Origin of the sequence: Roseateles oligotrophus, from assembly GCF_014204525.1 — a bacterium.
GTDB classification, from domain to species: domain Bacteria; phylum Pseudomonadota; class Gammaproteobacteria; order Burkholderiales; family Burkholderiaceae_C; genus Paucibacter_A; species Paucibacter_A oligotrophus_A.
This window is the reverse complement of record NZ_JACHLP010000001.1, coordinates 364,326-381,472: the sequence shown is the minus strand read 5'-3', so window position 1 is coordinate 381,472 and position 17,147 is coordinate 364,326. Positions and strand designations below refer to the sequence as shown.

At 66.2% G+C, this 17,147-nt stretch carries 13 protein-coding genes; 6 read left to right on the top strand and 7 right to left on the bottom strand.

The features are described 5' to 3' along the window. The first annotated feature begins 27 nt into the window (after positions 1 to 27). Positions 28 to 1,710, top strand: coding sequence for an MFS transporter (locus tag HNP55_RS01745; protein ID WP_221439420.1), 1,683 nt, complete (start codon positions 28 to 30; stop codon positions 1,708 to 1,710). Between the two features lie 78 nt (positions 1,711 to 1,788). On the opposite strand, the gene HNP55_RS01740 is transcribed toward HNP55_RS01745, so the two are convergent. Both HNP55_RS01740 and HNP55_RS01735 read right to left on the bottom strand, forming a co-directional pair. After that, a complete protein-coding gene (locus HNP55_RS01740; protein ID WP_184295562.1) occupies positions 1,789 to 2,505 on the bottom strand; it encodes a phosphatase PAP2 family protein in 717 nt (238 codons plus the stop codon). Between the two features lie 34 nt (positions 2,506 to 2,539). Continuing rightward, the gene (locus tag HNP55_RS01735; protein ID WP_184295559.1) at positions 2,540 to 2,881 is read right to left on the bottom strand and encodes a hypothetical protein; all 342 of its coding nucleotides are present in this window, start codon (positions 2,879 to 2,881) and stop codon (positions 2,540 to 2,542) included. Positions 2,882 to 2,978: 97 nt separating this feature from the next. On the opposite strand from HNP55_RS01735, the gene HNP55_RS01730 reads away from it, so the two are divergent. Beyond that, the gene (locus tag HNP55_RS01730) at positions 2,979 to 3,947 is read left to right on the top strand and encodes an ABC transporter substrate binding protein (protein WP_184295556.1); all 969 of its coding nucleotides are present in this window, start codon (positions 2,979 to 2,981) and stop codon (positions 3,945 to 3,947) included. Position 3,948: 1 nt separating this feature from the next. After that, positions 3,949 to 6,195 (top strand): ATP-binding protein, encoded by a 2,247-nt coding sequence (locus HNP55_RS01725; RefSeq protein WP_184295553.1) that lies wholly within the window; start codon positions 3,949 to 3,951, stop codon positions 6,193 to 6,195. On the opposite strand, the gene HNP55_RS01720 is transcribed toward HNP55_RS01725, so the two are convergent. The 5 genes from HNP55_RS01720 to HNP55_RS01700 all read right to left on the bottom strand — a co-directional run bounded on the left by HNP55_RS01720 (position 6,175) and on the right by HNP55_RS01700 (position 12,331). Beyond that, positions 6,175 to 6,837, bottom strand: coding sequence for a response regulator transcription factor (locus HNP55_RS01720; RefSeq protein WP_184295550.1), 663 nt, complete (start codon positions 6,835 to 6,837; stop codon positions 6,175 to 6,177). The two genes, HNP55_RS01725 and HNP55_RS01720, sit on opposite strands and share 21 nt — an antisense overlap. Before the next feature lie 25 nt (positions 6,838 to 6,862). Further along, the gene (locus tag HNP55_RS01715; protein WP_184295548.1) at positions 6,863 to 7,660 is read right to left on the bottom strand and encodes a M15 family metallopeptidase; all 798 of its coding nucleotides are present in this window, start codon (positions 7,658 to 7,660) and stop codon (positions 6,863 to 6,865) included. 15 nt (positions 7,661 to 7,675) lie between these two features. Further along, entirely contained in the window at positions 7,676 to 9,373 is a 1,698-nt protein-coding gene (locus HNP55_RS01710) for a hypothetical protein (protein ID WP_184295545.1), read from the bottom strand. Between the two features lie 15 nt (positions 9,374 to 9,388). Beyond that, the gene (locus tag HNP55_RS01705) at positions 9,389 to 9,805 is read right to left on the bottom strand and encodes a cell wall hydrolase (RefSeq protein WP_184295542.1); all 417 of its coding nucleotides are present in this window, start codon (positions 9,803 to 9,805) and stop codon (positions 9,389 to 9,391) included. Positions 9,806 to 10,825: 1,020 nt separating this feature from the next. Beyond that, positions 10,826 to 12,331: a hypothetical protein gene (locus tag HNP55_RS01700; RefSeq protein ID WP_184295538.1), complete on the bottom strand. Its 1,506-nt coding sequence runs from the start codon at positions 12,329 to 12,331 to the stop codon at positions 10,826 to 10,828. A gap of 297 nt (positions 12,332 to 12,628) precedes the next feature. On the opposite strand from HNP55_RS01700, the gene HNP55_RS01695 reads away from it, so the two are divergent. Genes HNP55_RS01695 through HNP55_RS01685 form a run of 3 tightly spaced genes read left to right on the top strand, consistent with a single transcriptional unit; the run spans position 12,629 to position 17,135 of the window. After that, positions 12,629 to 14,890 (top strand): TonB-dependent receptor, encoded by a 2,262-nt coding sequence (locus HNP55_RS01695; protein WP_184295535.1) that lies wholly within the window; start codon positions 12,629 to 12,631, stop codon positions 14,888 to 14,890. A 5-nt stretch (positions 14,891 to 14,895) separates the two neighbouring features. Further along, a complete protein-coding gene (locus HNP55_RS01690; RefSeq protein ID WP_184295532.1) occupies positions 14,896 to 15,825 on the top strand; it encodes a PfkB family carbohydrate kinase in 930 nt (309 codons plus the stop codon). Next, the gene (locus HNP55_RS01685) at positions 15,822 to 17,135 is read left to right on the top strand and encodes an MFS transporter (protein ID WP_184295529.1); all 1,314 of its coding nucleotides are present in this window, start codon (positions 15,822 to 15,824) and stop codon (positions 17,133 to 17,135) included. The genes HNP55_RS01690 and HNP55_RS01685 overlap by 4 nt, the downstream gene beginning before the upstream one ends. The last annotated feature ends 12 nt before the right edge of the window (positions 17,136 to 17,147 follow it).

Sequence of the window (17,147 nt, the reverse complement as noted above, 5' to 3'; positions counted from 1 at the left end):
AGGCCCGAGATACGGAGACATCTCATCATGGCGACTGCTACCGCAGCGACCACCAACGCGCCGATGTCGGCCGAGGAAAAGAAGGTCATCTTCGCTTCCTCGCTGGGCACCGTGTTCGAGTGGTACGACTTCTACCTCTACGGCTCCTTGGCACCCATCATTGCCAAGCAGTTCTTCGGTCAGCTGGACCCGCAGGCGGCCTTCATCGCCTCCTTGCTGGCCTTCGCCGCCGGCTTCATCGTGCGCCCCTTCGGCGCCCTGGTGTTCGGGCGTTTGGGCGACATGATCGGCCGCAAGTACACCTTCCTGGTGACCATCCTGATCATGGGCTTGTCCACCTTCATCGTCGGTGTGCTGCCGGGTTCGGCCACCATCGGTGCTGCTGCGCCGGTGATCCTGATCGGCCTGCGCATGCTGCAAGGCCTGGCCCTGGGCGGTGAGTACGGCGGTGCCGCCACCTATGTGGCCGAGCATGCGCCGCAGGGTAAGCGAGGTGCTTACACCTCCTGGATCCAGACCACGGCCACGCTGGGTCTGTTCCTGTCCCTGATGGTGATCCTGGGCACCCGCAGTGCCATCGGCGAGGCCGCCTTTGCCGACTGGGGCTGGCGCGTGCCCTTCCTGCTCTCCATCCTGCTGCTGGGCATCAGCGTGTGGATTCGTCTGTCCATGAACGAATCGCCCGCCTTCCAGAAGATGAAGAGTGAAGGCAAGACCTCCAAGGCCCCGCTGTCCGAGTCCTTCGGCCAGTGGAAGAACCTGAAGATCGTGCTGCTGGCGCTGTTCGGCCTGGTCGCTGGCCAGGGCGTGGTCTGGTACACGGGCCAGTTCTATGCCCTGTTCTTCCTGACCAGCGTGCTGAAGGTGGACTCGGCCACGGCCAATATCCTGATCGCCGTCTCCTTGCTGATCGGCACGCCTTTCTTCGTGATCTTCGGCACCCTGTCCGACAAGATCGGCCGCAAGCCCATCATCATGGCCGGCCTGCTGCTGGCCATCGTGACCTACTTCCCGCTGTTCAAGGCGCTGACCCATGCGGCCAACCCTGATCTGGCGCAAGCCCAGGCAAGCTCGCAGATCACTCTGACCGTGGACACCAGCACCTGCTCCTTCCAGGGCAGCCCGGTGGCCCGTGAGGTTGACTTCACCAGCTCCTGCGACATCGCCAAGCGTGCTCTGGCGCAAAGCTCGGCCAGCTACGAGACGGTGGCGGGTCCGGCCGGCCAAGTGGCCGTCATCAAGATCGGCGACAAGATCGTCAATGGTCTGAACGCCACCAAGCTGAACGAACACAAGTTCGACGAAGCCACGGTCAAGGGCATTGCCGCCTTCAAGAAGGAATTGTCCGAAGGCCTGAAGGCCGCCGGCTATCCTGCCAAGGCCGATCCTGCCAAGGTCAACAAGCCCATGGTGGTGGCCATCCTGAGCATCCTGGTCTTGTACGTGACCATGGTCTACGGCCCTATCGCCGCCATGCTGGTGGAGATGTTCCCGACCCGCATCCGCTACACCTCGATGAGCCTGCCCTACCACATCGGCAACGGCTGGTTCGGCGGCCTGCTGCCCTCCATCACCTTTGCGATGGTGGCGCAGAACGGCAATATCTACCACGGCCTGTGGTACCCCATCGGCGTTGCCGCCATGACCCTGGTCATCGGCCTGCTGTTTGTGCGCGAGACCAAGGATGTGAACATCTACGCGCAGGATTGATTGGGGCGTTAGTGTTCTGATTGAATGAGAAGGGCGGCCGGGAGGCCGCCCTTTTTCCATTTGTTCTGCGCTTGCGACTTAAGGCCATTCTTTAAGAACGCCGTCACGCAGCTTCGAGATACTCGGGTGCTTGATCAAGAGGGTTGCGACGTAGCCCGCTAACGTTCGTCCTGCTTCGCTATCGCTGGGGAAATGCAGGCCCGCAATCTCGCGGTTCACACCGATTTGGGTTGCCACCCTGACGAAGTCACTTTTTTTGCTCGGGAAGAAGTCGCCCAGCACCAGCGCAAAAGCCATGGAAATGGCCGCATGTCCGCTCGGGTATGAGGCGTGGCTGGGGTGAAGCGGGTCAGGCAGCGGGAACAACGGGGCTAGCTCGGGACAGCAATGCATGGGCCGGCCCCGGTGGAAATGGGCTTTGAGCACGAAGACGACCGGCCTCACAAGCTGGAACACCGCACCCATCAAACTGCGGGAATCGATCGTGTTGGGGTTTGACGGGAGTCCACCCAAGGGGGCCCATACGTCCCGCATGTCGCCGTTGTCCAAGCGGGCCTGGGCAATGATGGTCGCCATGACCCGGGCGTCCTTGCGGCATTCGGCCAGTTCCTTCAGACGCTCACACTCCGAGCCGGGCGCCGGAATTGTCGGCAACTGCCGTAGCAGTTCGTCTTTCCAATCACGGGGCAGCCAGCCGAAGCCGGGGGTTTGAGAATCGGCCCTGAGGGCGTTGTCGCGGATGACGCGGAAGCTTTCGGTCCAGGCGCTTTCGGGAAAATCTGTGCAGTCACTCATGTCTTCACCTCTTGGCATCGTGTGTGGGCTTGATTCAGTAGGCTGGCCCTATGGCTCTGTGGACGAACAAGGTGTATTGCAGCGCATCGGCGCGCCATGGTTTGCTCTCGTCGTCTTTGATCCAGAGCAGGGCCTCGTCCAGCGTGTGGAACACGGGGCTGGGATGGATGGCATGGCTCACGGGCGCCTTTTGCGCGATGGTGGGCGGGCCCGGCAGGTCGGTGTAGTCTGGATCGCGCTCGCACCAGCCGTTTTCCAGATCCTGCACGGTAAAGACATTTTTGGGCGGCCGATCTGGAGAGCTATAAGACGTGATGCCGCCCGCTTCGACGAGCTTGAACCAGGTGAAGAATTTTTCATGGACCTTGGCATTCATGGTGTGGCTCCTGAGGCGCTGGTTTGCAGAAGTTGTCGGCCCCAGCGAGCCGAGTTCAGCAAGAATAAGTATTGGCGCGATGTTGGAGAAGAGCCAGATGGCCAGACTATTTGTCCAGTTGCTCTGCGTTGTGAGCCTGGCTCTGGGCTTGCGTGCCGCGAGCTCGGTGCCGGCGCAGGAGATACGAATTGCCTATTTCGGCAGCTGGCCGCTGGGCACGGATTCGACCTATCGCACGCTGGCGCAGGCGCTGCTGCGGCCGCCGCAGCAGCAAGGGCCGAACCTGCGCCTGGATCACTATCTCGTCAAACTTGATGAGGCTGGCTCGGTCGAGGCGCAAGTTGGCCTGGCCCGGGCGAGGGGCACGCGCGTGCTGGTGGCGCCCACCACCGGCCTGGCCCTTGCGGTTTCGCACTGGCAGGGACAGACACCCCTGGTCTTTGCGTCTCACCCGGATCCCGTGCAGTGGAACCTGGTGAGTTCAGGCCTTACACAAGCGCTGCCCATCACCGGGGTTACGCAGGCCGATGTCCTGCATGGCAAGCGCCTGGAGCTTCTTTGCGAGGCCTTCCCCGGCCTGCGCAGGATTGCCGTTTTGGGTGAAAAAAGATGGTTGCCGGTTGAGGGCCAGGAGATATTGCACCTTGCCAGGCAAGGCTTTGGCTTGCAGGCCGAGTTGCTGACGCCTGGCACGGTGGAAGAACTCGATGCGCTGATGCGCAGCCCGCAGGCGCGCCGCTTTGACGCCTGGTACTTCCCGCCGACTTATCTCGCCTATGTGGCCGAGAAGCAAATCATTGCCCATCTCAAACGCTTGAACAAGCCGTCCATCCACATCACCGTGGCCGAGGTCCAGGCCGGGGCGGCGATGGCTTATGCCCAGGACGGCGCCTTTGTCATCCCCGCCATGGCCGAGCTCGTCCACCGCATCCTGAACGGTGAAGACGCCGCCAGCATCCCTGTCGAGCGGCCGCGGCGCATCGTGCTGGCGGTGCGTGCAGATGCGCAGTTTGGCGGGCAGCGCATCAACCCGGCCGTGGTGCGCAAGGCCGATCTGGTGTTCTGACATGCCCAGCCCCTCCATCGCCCGCCGCTACGCCCTGCAAGTGGCCGGCATTGCGCTGGCCTTGTTGCTGGTCTCGGGGGCGACGGAGATGTATTTCTCCTTCCAGGAGGCGCGGGCGGAAATGGCGCGCCTGCAGGCGGCGCAGGCCGAGAGTGCGGCGCGTGAGATCCGGCAGTTTTTGCAGGGCATCGAGAACGGCGTGGATCAGGTGGCGCGCCTGCCCTGGGGCACGCCTGGGTTTGGCGAGGCGCAAAAGCGCGAGGAGTTCCACCGCCTGATGAGCTTGTTCCCGGCCATCATGCAGATGCGCGATTTGGGCGCCCAGGGCCAGGAGCGCTTGTTTGCCTCGCGCAGCGAACTGGACCGTCTGGGCCACAGCCCGCGTGGCCCGGCCTCGGCAGCGCCCGCGCTGGGCTATAGCCCCAGCTATTTCGGCGTGGGCGCCGAGCCCATGGTGGACCTGAGCGTGGCGGCCGGCCGGGGCGAGGCGAGCGGCGTCATCCGGGCGGCGATTCATCTGCGCTTTCTGGCCGACGGCATCTCGCGCCTGCGGGTGGGCGAGGGCGGCCGGGTTTATGTGCTGGACGCGGCCGACCGGCTGATCGCCCACCCGCAGGCGACGCAGGTGCTGCGGCAGCTGAAGCTGAGCGACGAGCCGGTGGTGCAGGCCGCCAGGGCCGCAGGCGGCTTGGCCGCCATGGACGCGACCGACTTCGACGGCAAGCCGGTGATCGTCACCGCCGTGGCCTTGCGCTCACCGGACTGGCGGGTGTTCGTCGAGCAGCCCCGTGCCGAGGCCTTGCAATCGGCCTTTGCCACCTTGCGCCGAACCTTGCTGTTATTCGGCCTGGGCGGTGGCCTGGCGGCCTTGCTGGCGGGCCTGTATGCCCGCCAGCTGGCCCGCCCCATCGTGCAGCTGCGCGAGGCGGCCGGGCGCATCGCGCAGGGTGATTTGAGCTCGCGCATCGCCGTCAAGGGCGAGGATGAGCTGGCCCAGTTGGCCGGCGATTTCAATCTGATGGCTGGCCAGCTGCAGGCCTCATATGCCGGCCTGGAGGCCAAGGTGGCCGAGCGCACCGAGGCCCTGAGTCTGGCGCGTGACGAGGCCTTGCAGGCCAATGCCGCCAAGACCCGCTTCCTGGCCGCGGCCAGCCATGATTTGCGCCAGCCCATGCACACCATAGGCCTGCTGGTAGGCCTGCTGCGCGAGCGCTTGCGCGGCCGCCAGGCCATGGAGCTGGCCGACAAGCTGAACACCAGCGTGGCCTTGATGGAGGGCTTGTTCGGCGGCCTGCTGGACATTTCCAAACTGGATGCGGGCGCCGTGCAGGTGCAGCCGGAGAGCTTCCCGCTGGACGGTTTGCTGAACCATCTGGAGCAGACCTTTGCCGCCCAGGCCGAGGCCCAGGGCCTGCGCCTGCGGGTGCGCCGCTCGGGCGCCCTGGTGCGCAGCGACCCGGCCTTGCTGGAGTCGGTGCTGGCCAATCTGCTCAGCAATGCCTTGCGCTACACGGCCAGTGGCGGCGTCGTGCTGGGCTGCCGGCGGCGCGGTGCGCAGCAGTTGGCGGTGCAGGTCTGGGACAGCGGACGCGGCATACCGGCGCATTTGCGCGCGGCCGTGTTCGATGAGTTCTACCGCATCGAGGCCAGCGCCGCCCAGGCCGGCCAGCCCCCGGGTCTGGGTCTGGGCCTGTCCATCGTCAAGCGCAGTGCCGCCTTGCTGGATCATCGCCTGAGCCTGCGCTCCTGGCCGGGGCGGGGTTCGATGTTCGAGGTTCTGCTGCCGCTGGCCACGGCCTTGCCGACCCTGCCTTCCCGCCTGGCGCAGGCCCAGCCGGTGGTGGAGGTGGCCGGTGGCGTGGAGGCTTTGCAGGGGGTGTTTGTCTTGATCATCGAAGACGACTGCGATAACCGTGAAACCCTGCAGTCGCTGTGCATGCAATGGGGCATGTTGTGCGTGGCCGCCAACGGTGCCGCCGAGGCCGAGCGTTTGCTGGCCGGGCATTTGCGCGCGCCCGAGCTGATTCTGAGCGATTTCCATCTCGCGGCGACCGAGCAAGGCGACCAGGCCATTGCGCGCATCCGCGAGCTGACGGGGGAGCGCTTGCCGGCCTTGATTTTGAGTGCCGAGGTGGGCGATGAGGTGCGCGCGCGGGCACGCGCCTGTGGCGCAGTCTTGCTGACCAAGCCGGCCTCGGCCGAGCGCTTGCTGGAGGCGCTGTTAGACCTAGTCAAACCTCAAGCCTAAGCGGCTTGCCGCCACCACGGCCTGGGTGCGCGTCGTAACGTTGAGCGCGCGCAGCACCGAGGAGGTGTGGGCCTTGACGGTGCTGGCAGACAAGTCCAGCTCGCGGCAGATCAGCTTGGCCGATTTGCCCTGTAGCAGCAGGTAGAGCACCTCGATCTGGCGCGGGCTCAGGCCCAAGGTTTGCAGCGACTTTTTCTCGCTGGCCGGCGCGCTGGCGGCGGCTTCTGCCGGGCCGCTGTCCCGGCCGCCGAGGAACACGCTGGGCGGCAGGTAGATGCCCTTGGCCATCACCAGGCGCAGGGCCTGGATGAGGATGGCCGAGTTGGCGCTTTTGGGGATGAAGCCCATGGCGCCCGCGTCCAGCGCGCGCAGCACGGTCGCCTTGTCGTCCGAGGAGGAGAGGGCGACGACGGGGGTCTCGGGGAAGCGTTCGCGCAGCAGGGCAATGCCCTCGACACCCGATATGCCGGGCAGGCCCAGGTCCATCAACACCAGGTCCACCGCGCCCAGCTCGGCCAGCAGCGCCAGGGCCTGCTCGCAGGAGCCGGCCTCGCTGATCTGCAACTCGGCCACCAGCGGGCGCAAGAGCAGGGCAATGCCCTCGCGGAACATGGCGTGGTCGTCGATCAGCAGCACTTTCATGGCCGTCCCTCCATTGCCCCGCATCCTACACATCGAGCCGGGCTAGCTCGAAATGCATGCCGTCGACATCGGGGCTGGCGAAGTCGCCGCCCCAGGCAAAGCCCTGGGCGGCAAAGTGCGGCAGCAACTCCTGCACGCTGCCCAGGCTGCCCAAGGGGGCGGGCGTCTTGCCATAGCCGTTCCAGGCCGTGTTGAGGTCGATGGCGATGCCCCAGCTGTGGGCGCTGAGCCCGCTTGCCGGGTTCCAGCCCTTGTGGCGCGGCACAAAGCTGCCGTTGAAGCTGAGGATGCGATCGGCCAGGCCGGCGGCCTGGATGGCGTCGAAGGCGGCCTGGAAGCTGGGGATGGCTTTCTGGTGCAGCGTGATGGCGGCGGGGTGGACGGCGGCCAGCACCGGGTGGCTGAAGCTCGCCAGATGGGCGGCCAGCCAGCCCGGTGTGGTGATTTGGACGGCGCCGGCCGGCGTGGCTGGGGCAAAACTGAAGTCGCCGAAGATGAGTTTGATCTTGGCCTCGCTCAGCGGCTGGATACTGCCATCGCTGCGCTGGTTGACGACCATGCTCAGAGGCGGCGCCGGTCTGGCCGCGCTGCCGGGCTCCACGCCGCCGGCCCAGAAGAGGAAACCCGTGCCGGTCTGGCGGTACCAGTGGCTGCTGTTCAGATAGGGCTCGGCGTCCAGCAACTGGTCGGCGCTGAGCACCTCGCCCGGCCGGGCGCGGCCGACGCGGGTCGTCGCCGTGCTGGGGCCGACGCGCAGATTCAGCTTGGCGCGTACCTTGAGTTGCTGCGGTGCGGCCGTGTAGTCGGCCAGTGGGGTGCTCATGATGTTCTCCTTTGTTCAGCCGAGATAGCCGTCGTCCTGCGGGTCGAAATCGGCGCTCAGCAATTGCTGGATTTGCTGGGCGTTCAAGAGGCCGTCGCCCTGGCCAAAGGCTTGGGTCTGCCAGGCCTTGATGGCGTCGCGGGTCTTGATGTCCAGGCGCAGCGAGATGTCGCTGGCGGCCATGCGCAGGCGTTTTTGCAGGGTGCCGATCTGGATGGGCGTTAATTTGCGCTCGTCATCGTTCAGGGCGTCGTCGCTGGCCTCCTGGGTCGGGCCGCCGGCACCGACTGCGGGTGGGGCCTCGCTCTTGCTCAGGGTGCTGGGCGCGGCTGCGCCCGTACTGCCTGCCTCGTCGGGCTTGCCACCGGCACCGCGAATCTTCACCAGCCGGCCCAGCAGGTCGAACCAGAAAGGCGCGCCCAGGGTGACGGCCATGGCCGTGCCCAACCAGCCCGCGAGGGCCAGCAGCAGATTGCCCCACCAGGCGGCCTCGGCCATTTTTTCGCCCGGCGTGCAGTCGGGGGCCTTGAACGTGCCGGCGGGCAAGCCGCCATTGCAATGCGTGGCCCATACGGTGGGCAGGCCGGCCTGCGCCCAACCCAGCGGCAGGCCCAGGCCTTCCAGCTTCTTCTTCAGCTCATCCTGGGCGCAGAGGTGGTGGTCCTCGGCGCTGAGCTTGGGCGAGCAGGCGCTGGCCAGCACGGCGCTGGCGGCAGCGTCGGCCGGGCTCAGGGCCTGGATGCGGCCTTGCAGCGTCTTGACCAGGGCGGCGGTGGCCGCATGCTGATCGAGGCCGGAGCCCTTCAATTGCGCCCCCAGCTTGTCCACCTGGTGCTGCAACTCGGCCAGGCTGGCGGGTCTCTCTGGGTTGAGTAATTCCTTCATCTTGTAGCTGCTGCGCAGCAAGTCATCCGCCTCGGTGGCTGCCGGCAGGCCCTGGGCGTTGGCGGGTTTCAGCAGGGCCTCGATCAGGTCCAGCGTGGCCTGGCGGCTGCTTGCCAGTTGCAGCACGGGTGCGGCCTTGTCGGTGGGTGCAGGCTTGGCTTCGCCCAGGCCGGTTTCCTTTTGATAGGCCTGCACGGCCAGCTCGGCCTGGGCCGCGACGGATTTGCGCAGCGCAGCGTCCGACCACAGGGCCTGGGTGATGAGGATGGGATTGATATTCACGGCCGCCGCCACCACCAGGCCGGCCGCGAACATCTGCGCCTGTGTGCCGCGCTTGAACCAGCCGATGGAGCGTTCGCCCACGGCATTGAACCAGGCGGCCAAACGGGTTTCATAAGCTGACCAGTCCTGCTCGGCGCCGGGCAGCAGGGCGGCCAGGCTGGCGCCGAATTTTTGTTGCCCGGGCGGCAGCTTTTGCTGCAGATGGGCCACCAGGTCGGCCGGGGTGGCGGGCCGCAGGCCGCCGGTGTAGTCGCTCGTCAGCTGAGCCAGCAAGGCGTTGACGAACACATCGGGCGAGATGTAGGAGGGCGAGCGCTGGGTCTTGCCCGGCCGCTCCATCGCCAGCGACAGCAGCAAGGGGTGGCTCATCAGGCGGCCGGCGAAGGCGGCGTCATCGCCCAGCAGCGAGGTGACGGCTTTTTGCAGGTTCTCCCCCCGGCTGTTCTTCAAGGAGGCCAGGGCCTCCTGCCAGGCGGTGACCAGCAGGCTGGTGAGGGCAAAGACCAGCACCAGGCCGATCACCACGTCCAACATTCTTGTGTCCATGATTGACTCGCCTCGTCAGGGGATGTTGTTGAAGAAGAGGTGGCCGCCGATGCGCGCGCAACTGGCGCGGCCCTGGGCCCAGCGCGGCGGGGCCACCAGCTTGGGGGCGTAGAAATGGGTGGCGGCCTGGGTGCTGTCGGGCAGTTGGTCCTGCACAGCCAGCTGGGCGATCTGGCAGGCCAGCGTGAAGTTGGGCGTGCGGGCGTCGGCCGCGCGCATGGCGGGCAGGCGGGTGCTGCCGCTGTTCCAGCAGCTGAACTGGTAGGGCTTGCGGCAGACCTCGGCAATCGTTTTTCCCCAGTAGGTTTGCCGTTTGACCCGGTTCAGCACCACGCAGGCCACGGCCCGCATGGCCGCCTCGGGCTCGGCCTCGCCGCCGGCTTCGCCCCAGATCGTGCGGGCGAGTACATCGGCTTGTTTGGTGGGCGGCAAGGGGGCGGGGGGGGGCGGGGGGCAGGGTGGCCGGGCGGGGGCTTGAGGGCGCAGCCAGATGGGCTTGCGTCAGCACCTCGGCCGACCACCAGTCCAGCACCCGGCCCAGGGGGAGGGCGATGGCATTGGCGCCGCTCTTGCTCCCGCCCTCGATGGCCCCTACGTGCATGGCCACCCAGCGGCCTCGGGAGTCCCAGATGGGGGCACCGCTGTCGCCGGCATCGGTGCCGTCATCCACCTGGTACTCCAGGCCATCGACGATGCAGTAATCAGGCATGCCATCGTCCCTGCCCATTTGGCACAGATTGGTGGCCCGCGCCTGGGCGGGCAAATGCCGGCTGCGGGTGCGCAGTTGCAAGGTCTCATGCCAGGGCACGGGCGCAGCGCCGATCGGGAGCTGCCAGCCTTGCCTGAGCAATTGCTGCACCTGCTCGGGCCCAATGCTGGCGACGGCGGCGTCGAGCCGGTTGTCCTGGCTGGGCCGGACGAAGTCAGGCCCCCAGCCGTAGAGCCGGCCCTGGCAGCTCAGTTGCGGGGACGGGTCGGGGTAGAAGTCCACGGTGTCGCTGGTCTTGCAACTCGGATCGCCCGCCAGCACATGGCCGGCGGTCAGTGCGAATTGCAGGTTTGGCGATTGGCGCTGTACCAGCAGGCCGCCCAGGCTGCCGACTGTTCGGCCGCTCTGGCTGTTCTGGCTGCGTATCCACGCGGCTTGCAGTCGGCCGCGCCTGCAGCGCTGGCTGCGCACCGGCACGCGGCTGCCGTCCAGTGGGTCCAGCAGATAGTGGGGCATGGCCGGGGCCGGGCACGCGGCGGCCAGGCCCAGGCCGAGCTGGTGCGGCCCGTCCGAGGGCTGGACGGCGCAGCGCACTTGCAGCAGATGGGCGAGCGCGTCTTCATGCAGGCCGATGCGGCGGGCCAGTTTGGCGGCGTCCGCGGGGCCGGCCATGAGCTGGCGCAGTTGGTGGCGGATGCGCAGCAGTGCGGGCGGGATGTTCATGGGGATCGCCTCCTGTCTTCTCAGAAGTCCCAGTTCAGTTTCTTGCAGGCGCCCGCCAACACGCCCTGCTCGGTCGCGTCGCCGGGCGCGATCTGGCCGGTCGGACTTTGGCTGAGCGACTGCTGGCATTGCTTGATGCGGCTGGCAATGGTCTTGGGGTCGGCGTCTGCCTTCAGCCCGCCCAGGCCGTCCAGCACGGCGGCGGGCAGCGTCGTGTAGGGCGCAGCGGGTTTGTTGGGCGGTGGCTCGCCACCGTTTTCGTCCTTGCCGGCCGGCGGGTTCAGGCTGACCACCAGGGCGCCTAGCTTGCAGCCGCCCAGGCTGCTGGCGACCTTGGCCGAGTCAGCGCCGGCCAGCAGCCAGGCTTGCAGGGCGTCGCTGCGTTCCCGGGCGGCGCTGACCTTGTCGTTCAGCGCCGCCAGTTCGGTGGGCGGCTTGCTGCTGCGGAACTCACCTGGTTTCAGCAAGGCATCTTCCCCTTCGGGCTTGCCCTTGTTGCCGCCATCGCCCGGGTTGATTTTCAAGGCCACACTGCTCAGATTGCCCATGCTGGCGAACACCTTGTCGGGCTCGGGCTCGGTTTTTTGCACCTCCAGGCCAACGGCGTTCTGAATCTCCAGCGTCTTGCTCCAGAGCAGGTTGCCGGCGACAGCCAGCGCCTGGGCCAGCACGCGGGCCTGCTGGATGTTGGCCTCGGACTCCTTGACCTGCCACCGGGCGAGCTTGAAGGTGCTGGCGGTCCGCTCATGCGGAAGCTCGACCTGGGCGGGCTTGGCCGGCACGATTTTGTCGCCACAGCGCTGGTCCCAGCTCGCCTGCTTGGCCTTGCAGTTGGCGGCGAAGTTGGCCTGGTCGTCCTTGCCGCCTGATTCCAGCGGAGTGCATGTCCGCCTTTGTTCTTTGCAACTGCCCTTGCGCAGGGACTGGGCCTGCGCCGGTGCGAGGGTTCTGTCCTGGTTCAGATAGGCCAGCCTGCCCAGCTCGGCCTGCAAATCGGTTTTTGCCTGCACGGCCAGGGCCAGGTCGCCTCGCAATGTTCCTTCCACCGGCTGCCCCAGCACGCCCTCATGCTCGGCCACCGGCAGCAAGGGCGCCACGGCCCTGACGGCGCAGTTCAGCGCATCCACGCCGGCCGCAAACACCTTGATGCGGGCCGAGGCCGGGGCTCGGCTGCCCATGGCATAGGCGGTGGAGCCGACGATGCCCATGGCGGCCAAATCCTTGACGTGCGGGTTGACGGTGGCGCTCAGCAGGGTCAGGCCGGTCCAGGCGATCAGCCCGTTGCTGAGCTGGGGCGAGATCTCCGACAGATCGCGCTGGGCCGTGACGTATTGGCGCTGCAAATCCTCGGTGCAGCGCAAGGCCTGCTGGAGCGACTTTGACGCTCTGTCACCGCAGACGCCGCCTTGCTTCGTCAGCAGCCCCTCGGAATAGCGCTGCGGCGAAAGCTGGCTGGCGCAGCCGCCCAGATAGGCAGTTAGAGTCAGCAGCAGCAGATTCTTCATGGCGCTTGGATGTGTGGACATGCCGTTCTCCTGGCGGGTTATGACTTCAGCCTTGCCGGAGCAGGGCTCATGCAAAAAATATAGGGCTGCGCCAGCCGCCCCGCATCAGCCCTTTGGCCCAGTCCTTTGGCCAGACAGGCGCGGGAAACGGTGGTTGCAATCGATGCGCAGAAATACGGGTATCTGCTTAGTTGCAATCGATTGCAAAAACTTTCGATGACTTCCACAATCCCGGCACGGCCCAGCCGTCTGAATTCCGTTCCGCCCCCGCCGCGCCGTACGAGCGCCAAGCCTCATCACTGCCCACGGAGACAAACCATGCCCTCACAAAAACAGCTGCGCTCCCCTGTTCTGCGCGCCACCGCCTTGACCCTGGCCTGCCTGGCGCTGAGCCAGGCTCAGGCGCAAGAAGCTGCTGCGGCGGCCGAGGCGCCACGCGACGCCCTCAAGCTGGACCAGGTGGTGGTGACGGGGGCCTCCACCCGCACGAGCAAGATGAAGCAAAGCCTGTCGGTCAGCAGCCTGGACGCCGAGCAGCTCACCAAGACCGGCGCCACCAATGCGGCGGAGCTGCTGCGCTCGGTGCCGGGCCTGCGCTCGGAGTCCAGCGGCGGCGAGGGCAATGCCAATATCACCGTGCGCGGCGTGCCGCTGTCGGCCGGCGGCTCGCGCTATGTGCAGATCCAGGAGGACGGCCTGCCCCTGCTGCTGTTCGGCGACATCGCCTTCGGCACCTCGGACCAGTTCCTGCGGGCCGACTTCAACACCGAGAGGCTGGAGGTGCTGCGCGGCGGCTCGGCCTCCACCCTGGCCTCCAACTCGCCCGGCGGCCTCATCAACTTCATCAGCAAGACCGGCAAGGAGCAGGGCGGCACGATAGGCCTGACGGCCGGCCTGGACCGCAAGCTGTGGCGCGTGGACGCCGACTACGGCGGCAGCCTGGGGAATGGCACCAGCTTCCACATCGGCGGCTTCCAGCGCGTGGGCGAGGGCGGCCGGCCGACCGGCCAGGATGTGGAGAAGGGCGGGCAGATCAAGGCCAATCTCACGCAAAAATTCGACGCCGGCTATGTGCGCCTGAGCCTGAAGGCGCTGAACGACAAGACGCCTTCCTTCATGCCGGTGCCGGTCACGGTCAGCAAGGGCAAGATCAACACCATTCCCGGCATCGACCCGCGCACCGCCTTCTTCATCGCGCCTGGCCTGCCGGCCGACCAGACCTTCAACAAGGATGGCGGCACCACCAGCAGCGACCCGCGCGACGGCTTGCGCGTCAAGAGCACGGCGATTGGCTTCGAGGCGGGGCTGGACCTGGCCGGCTTTCAGGTGGAAGAAAAGTTCCGCAAGACCAGTAACTCGGGCCGCTTCATCGCGATGTTCCCGGCTGATAACGGCAATAACGGTGCTAACAAATTCTTCACCGGCACCTTGTTCAACACCTCGCTGGACAATCTGGACAACACCTTCAACGACCTGAAAGTGAGCAAGGCTTTCCAGGGCAATGGCTTCAAGACGACCCTGGTCGGTGGCCTGTTCTACGGCCGGCAGACGGTGGCCCAGACCTGGTTCTGGAATCAGTACAACTTGAGCATGGACGGCGAGAACCCGCAGGTGGTGGATGCCAACGGCAAGCCCTCCTCACTGCCCGTGGCAACGGGCTGGCAGACCTGGGGCGGCTGCTGCACCCGGACCTTCAAGGTCGACTACACCCAGACCTCGCCCTATGCCGCCGCCACCGTCGAGCTGGGCGCTTTGAGCCTGGACGGCAGCCTGCGCCGCGACGAGCAAAAGGCCCGCGGCTACACTCTTAGCGGCGACAACAGCAACAAGGTCTGGGACGTCGCCAGCAAGAAGAATGTGGACTACAAGGTTGCCCACACCTCCTACTCCCTGGGCGCCAACTACGCCTTCAACAAGGATCTGGCGGCCTTTGCCCGGCTCAGCAACGGCGTGTCTTTCAGCGCCGACCGCCTGCTCTACGGCAACCCCCTCGATGGCTCGGTGCCTATCAGCGTCAACGAGATCGACCAGGTGGAGGCTGGCCTGAAGTGGCGCAGCCAAGGCCTGAGCCTGTTTGCCACCTTCTTCAATGCCCGCAGCAAGGAGAGCAATTACGAGGTGACGACGCAGAGGTTCACGGCCAATAAGTACGAGGCCAGCGGCCTGGAGTTGGAGGCGGCCTACCAACTGGGCGAGTTCCGCCTGGCCGCCGGCGCCACCTTCACCGACGCCAAGATCAAGGCCTCGAACGACGCCGCCACGGTGGGCAAGAAGCCGCGCCGCCAGGCCGATTTCGTCTACCAGCTCTCGCCCAGCTACAGCTTTGGCGCCGTGGATGTGGGCGCGGCCCTGATCGGCTCGGGCAAGTCCTATGGCGACGATGCCAACACCATCACCATGCCGGCCTACACCATCGTCAACGCCTTTGTGAACTACCAGTTCAATGACAAGCTGCAACTCTCGCTATCGGCCAACAATCTCTTCAACACCCTGGCCTATACCGAGATCGAGGGTGACGGCCATGCGGCGCGGGCCTTCAACGGCCGCAGCCTGCGTGCTGGCCTCAAGTACAGCTTCTGAAGCCCATGAGCCCTGTGCATCAAGAACCGGCTGGCGTGATGCTGGTGGGCGAAGCCTTGGTGGATGAGTTCCACGACGGCCCGGTCGCCGGGGGCGCGCCCTTCAATGTGGCGCGCTCGCTGGCGGCCCTGGGGGGCCGGGCTATCACGCTGGTGAGCCGCCTGGGCGCGGACGACGCGGCCGGCCGCTTGATCCTGCAAAGCCTGCGCCGCTTCGGCCTTGACGAGACGGGGCTGCAAGTCGATGACGAGTTGCCCAGCGGCCGGGTCACGGTGACCGAGCAGGCCGGCGCCGACCATGCCTTCACCATTCACGGCCCCTCCGCCTGGGACGCGCTGGCGCTGGCCCCGGCCCTGGCCCGGCTCGAAGCGCTGCGCCCTCGCTTCTTCTACTTCGGCAGCCTGGCCCAGCGCGCCGAGCCCGCGCGGGCCACCGTGCAAGCCCTGGCCGAGCGGGCCGGCGAGTTGGGCGCTGTACGCTATCTGGACCTCAATCTGCGCGAAGGCAGCAGCTCGCCCGAGCTGGCCGAGCAGAGCTTGCGGCGGGCCGATTGGCTCAAGGTCAATGAGCAGGAATTGAGTCAGCTGTTCTCCTGGTTTGGCGCGCCGGCGGTGCAAAACCTGATGGCCCGCTTCGATCTGCAAGGGCTGATCCTCACCCGGGGCTCGGCGGGTTATGTGCTGTTCAACGCGCAAGGGCAGGTGGAAGGCGAGGGCGAGGGTCAGGTCTTGCCCGCGCTGGTGGACACGGTGGGCGCGGGCGACGCCTTCAGCGCCATGCTGCTGGCCGCTCTGCTGGCCGGCCAGCCCATCGCAGCCGCCCTGGCCCTGGCCAACCGCTACGCCGCCGCCATTTGCGGCGTGCGTGGCCCCATCCCGGCCGATGATGGCTTCTTCACGCCCTGGGGTGTAGCGAGTGGAGCGCTGTCGCGATGAATGCAAGCAAACCCCGCCTGAGCTTCTGGCAGATCGTGAATATGAATGTCGGCTTCTTCGGCATTCAGTTCAGCTTCGGCCTGCAGCAAAGCAATATGAGCCCCATCTACCAATACCTGGGCGCCGACGAGGCCAGCCTGCCCCTGCTGTGGCTGGCCGGGCCGCTGACGGGCTTGCTGGTGCAGCCCCTCATCGGCGCCATGAGCGACCGCACGGTCAGCCGCTGGGGCCGGCGCACGCCTTATTTCTTGATCGGTGCGCTGCTGTGCAGCCTGGGCCTGTTCCTGATGCCCAGCAGCCCCACGCTGTGGTTCGCCGCCGGCCTCTTGTGGATACTCGACGCCGCCAACAACGTCACCATGGAGCCCTACCGGGCCTATGTCAGCGACCGGCTGGACGAGGCCCAGCATGCGCAGGGCTTTCTGACGCAAAGCGCCTTCACCGGCCTGGCCCAGACCCTGGCCTATCTGACGCCTTCCATCATGGTCTGGCTGGGCATGGATCGCGATGCGCTCAACGCCAGCCACATCCCCCAGGTCACCGTCGTGGCCTTTATGGTGGGGGCCTTGCTGTCCTTCAGCACGGTGGCGTGGTCGGTGTTCAAGGTGCCGGAGCTGCCGCTGAGCGTCGAAGAAAAAGCCTTGCTGACGGCCAAACCGCGCGGTCTCAAAGCCACCCTGGGCGAGATCGCCGAGGCCTTCAGGGAGATGCCGCCCACCATGCGCCAGCTCTGGTGGATGAAGCTGTTCCAGTGGTACGGCATGATGTGTTACTGGATCTACATCGTGCCGGCGCTGGCGCACAGCGTGTTCGCCACCAGCGAGGCCGGTTCGGCCGGTTTTCGCGAGGCCAGCCTGCTGAATGGGCAGATCGGCGGCTTCTACAACTTCGTCGCCTTCTTCGCCGCCTTTGCCATGCTGCCCTTCACCCGCCGCTTTGGCGCGCAGAAGGTCCATGCCCTGTGTTTGACGCTGGCGGGCATAGGCATGTGGGCCATCCCCGAGATCGGCAAGCCCTGGCTGCTCTTTGTGCCCATGCTGGGTGTGGGCCTGGCCTGGGCCAGCATCATGGGCAACCCCTATGTGCTCTTGGCCGGCAGCATCCCGCCGGAGCGGGCGGGCGTGTATATGGGCATCTTCAATATATTCATCGTCATCCCCATGCTGATCCAGATGCTGACCCTGCCGATGTTCTACAAGGCCTGGCTGGGTGGCCAGCCGGGCAATGTCATCCGCCTGGCCGGCGCCTTGCTGGTGCTGGCGGCCCTCGCGGTCTTGCGGGTCAAGACCCCTGCGGCTAACACCAAATAATGACTGACCTAT

Coding starts and splice junctions, on each gene's coding strand:
- HNP55_RS01745 (WP_221439420.1), top strand. CDS start 28: ATGGCGACTGCTACCGCAGCGACCACCAACGCGCCGATGTCGGCCGAG.
- HNP55_RS01740 (WP_184295562.1), bottom strand. CDS start 2,505: ATGAGTGACTGCACAGATTTTCCCGAAAGCGCCTGGACCGAAAGCTTC.
- HNP55_RS01735 (WP_184295559.1), bottom strand. CDS start 2,881: ATGAATGCCAAGGTCCATGAAAAATTCTTCACCTGGTTCAAGCTCGTC.
- HNP55_RS01730 (WP_184295556.1), top strand. CDS start 2,979: ATGGCCAGACTATTTGTCCAGTTGCTCTGCGTTGTGAGCCTGGCTCTG.
- HNP55_RS01725 (WP_184295553.1), top strand. CDS start 3,949: ATGCCCAGCCCCTCCATCGCCCGCCGCTACGCCCTGCAAGTGGCCGGC.
- HNP55_RS01720 (WP_184295550.1), bottom strand. CDS start 6,837: ATGAAAGTGCTGCTGATCGACGACCACGCCATGTTCCGCGAGGGCATT.
- HNP55_RS01715 (WP_184295548.1), bottom strand. CDS start 7,660: ATGAGCACCCCACTGGCCGACTACACGGCCGCACCGCAGCAACTCAAG.
- HNP55_RS01710 (WP_184295545.1), bottom strand. CDS start 9,373: ATGGACACAAGAATGTTGGACGTGGTGATCGGCCTGGTGCTGGTCTTT.
- HNP55_RS01700 (WP_184295538.1), bottom strand. CDS start 12,331: ATGTCCACACATCCAAGCGCCATGAAGAATCTGCTGCTGCTGACTCTA.
- HNP55_RS01695 (WP_184295535.1), top strand. CDS start 12,629: ATGCCCTCACAAAAACAGCTGCGCTCCCCTGTTCTGCGCGCCACCGCC.
- HNP55_RS01690 (WP_184295532.1), top strand. CDS start 14,896: ATGAGCCCTGTGCATCAAGAACCGGCTGGCGTGATGCTGGTGGGCGAA.
- HNP55_RS01685 (WP_184295529.1), top strand. CDS start 15,822: ATGAATGCAAGCAAACCCCGCCTGAGCTTCTGGCAGATCGTGAATATG.